This is a genomic window from Allobosea sp. ASV33 (assembly GCF_016428755.1).
Lineage (GTDB): Bacteria > Pseudomonadota > Alphaproteobacteria > Rhizobiales > Beijerinckiaceae > Allobosea.
Genome location: NZ_JAELTI010000184.1, coordinates 1 through 2,536, shown reverse-complemented (window position 1 = coordinate 2,536; position 2,536 = coordinate 1). Strand labels below are relative to the sequence as shown.

Here is a 2,536-nt window from a genome sequence, read left to right as displayed (position 1 = left end):
AGGACCGGCGCAGGCGAAATGAACCAGGCCGACCGGCTTCTCGACGCTGCCGCCGCCGGGGCCAGCGACGCCGGTGATCGAGACCGCGAAAGTGGCATTGAGGCGTTGGCGCCCGCCTTCCGCCATGGCGCGAGCCACCGGCTCGCTGACGGCGCCATGCTGCTTGATCAGCGCCATCGGAACGCCGGCAAGCGCGGTCTTGGCTTCGTTGGAGTACGTGATGAGGCCGCCGTGAACCATCGAGGACGAGCCGGCGATGGCGGTCAGCGCTCCGCCAACGAGGCCGCCGGTGCAGGATTCGACTGTCGCGACCGTGAAGCCGCGCTCCAGGCTCATGTTCAGCAATTCGGCTGCGAGCAAGCGGATGTCGGGATCGAACATGGCTAGTCCTCCTCGGGCAGGCGGATCGTTGCCGTCCCGAATGCGACGAGGCCCTCGCGCCGGCCGGTGAAGCCCATGCGCTCGGAGGTCGTCGCCTTGATCGCGACCTTGCTTAAGGGAATGCCGGCGATGGCCGCGATCTCGGCGCGGATGGCTTCGCGATGCGGGCCGACCTTCGGGGCTTCGCAGACGATGGTGAGATCAAGGAAGTCGATCCGCCCGCCGCGCTCGCGGACGCGGGTCGCCGCGAAGCCGAGGAACCGGGCCGAGGCAGCGCCGCGCCATTGCGGATCGCTCGGCGGGAAATGCGTGCCGATATCGCCATCGGCCAGCGCGCCGAGCAAGGCGTCGGTCAGGGCATGCAACGCGACGTCGCCATCGGAATGGGCGATCACACCCTGATCGTGACTGATCTTCACTCCGCCGAGCCAGACATGGTCGCCCAGCCCGAAGGCATGGACGTCGTAGCCGGTGCCGACGCGGGTCACGAGCGTCTGGCCCGCTTGCGCGGCGGTCCTCAGGAAGTCCGCGGCATGGGTCAGCTTCACATTGGCCGGATCGCCCGGGAAGGTCGCGACCGGGTGGCCGGCCCATTCCATCAGGGCGGCATCGTCGGTGAAGCCGTGCAGTTGCGCTGCTTCAGCGGCCTCGTGGGCTGCAAGCAGCGGCTTGAAGCGGAAGGCCTGCGGTGTCTGGACCGTGACAAGCTGGTCGCGCGGCGGGGTTTCCGCGACATGGCCGTCGGCATTGATGCGCTTCACCGTATCGGTCACCGGCAAGGCCGGAATCGCCGCCACGCCCTCAATGCCGAGCCTCCCGATCGCCGCGCTGATCTGGGCGGACAAGACGAAGGCGCGCGCGGCATCATGGATCAGCACGATGCCGTCGAAACCTTCGCGGGCAAGCGCGAGCAGGCCGCGCCGCACCGAGGCCTGGCGCGTCGCGCCGCCGAGCGTCGGGGCTGCGAGCCGGGAGCCGTCGATCCCGGCCACAGCGCCGGCATAGCGCGCCTCGTCGCCTTCGCCGATCACGACGGCGATGCGTGTGATCGCCGGCTCCGCCAGGAACGGCATCAGTGCATGGGCGAGAACCGGGCGGCCTTCGATCAGCCGATACTGCTTCGGCTCGCCACCGCCGGCCCGCAGGCCGCGGCCGGCCGCGACAAGCAGGGCCGCAACGGGTTGGGGCGCATCGGGTTGGCGGAGCACGGCGCTGGATCCTGGCTGCAAGCGGGTCATGGCGCATGCCATAGCCAATTCTGCCGTGCGGGGGCAGGGGGTGCGACGCTGTTGCAATGCAGCATATGCGGATAAGCCCTTGCGCTATCGCAGCAATGTCCAATAAATATGCATATTGAGAAATGCCTTAAAAGCAGGCTGAGCCTTTGAACATCGCAGGTATCCCGATCGCGTCCCGCGCTTTCCTGGCGCCAATGTCAGGCGTGACCGACATCGTCATGCGTCGCCTTGCGGCCCGCAGCCATGCCGGTGTCGTCGTGTCAGAGATGGTCGCGTCCGACGAATTCGTGCGCGGCAGCGAAGAAGCGCGCATCCGCGCCGAGGGCGAGGGCGTTTCGCCGCATGTCGTGCAGCTCGCCGGTTGCGATCCCTATTGGATGGGGGAGGCGGCGCGGCTGGCCGAGGCGAACGGCGCCGACATCGTCGACATCAACATGGGCTGCCCGGCCAAGAAGGTGACGGGCGGCTGGGCCGGCTCCGCCCTAATGCGCGATCTCGACCATGCCGTCGCGCTGGTGGAAGCCGCCGTTGCCGCCACGAAGGTGCCGGTAACGGTCAAGATGCGTCTTGGCTGGGACGATGCCTCCCGTAACGCTCCCGAACTTGCCCGCAGAGCGGTCGCAGCCGGTGCGCGGATGATCACGGTCCATGGCCGCACGCGCCAGCAATTCTACAAGGGCCAGGCGGATTGGCGGGCCATCGCGGCGGTGCGAGCCGCCGGGGATTTTCCCCTGGTCGCGAATGGCGACATCCACGATGTCGCGGATGCCAGAGATTGCCTCACGCAGTCCGGCGCCGATTTCGTCATGGTCGGGCGCGCCGCGCTCGGCCGGCCCTGGCTGGTCGGCGAGATCGGTGCGGCGCTCGACGGGCGCGCATTCCGGCCGCTCTCTTTGGCCGAGAAGCTTGCGCTGGCC

Annotated in this window: 3 protein-coding genes; 1 reads left to right on the top strand and 2 read right to left on the bottom strand. The window is 68.4% G+C overall.

Annotated features, from left to right (window positions below):
• Positions 1–381: CinA family protein (locus JHD80_RS26935; protein WP_199093618.1), on the bottom strand; the 381-nt coding region annotated here is incomplete at its 3' end.
• A gap of 2 nt (positions 382–383) precedes the next feature.
• Positions 384–1,589: a bifunctional 2-C-methyl-D-erythritol 4-phosphate cytidylyltransferase/2-C-methyl-D-erythritol 2,4-cyclodiphosphate synthase gene (locus JHD80_RS26930; RefSeq protein ID WP_349237359.1), complete on the bottom strand. Its 1,206-nt coding sequence runs from the start codon at positions 1,587–1,589 to the stop codon at positions 384–386.
• 176 nt (positions 1,590–1,765) lie between these two features.
• On the opposite strand from JHD80_RS26930, the gene dusB reads away from it, so the two are divergent.
• A partial coding sequence (dusB, locus tag JHD80_RS26925; protein WP_199093615.1) for a tRNA dihydrouridine synthase DusB occupies positions 1,766–2,536 on the top strand: 771 nt, incomplete at its 3' end.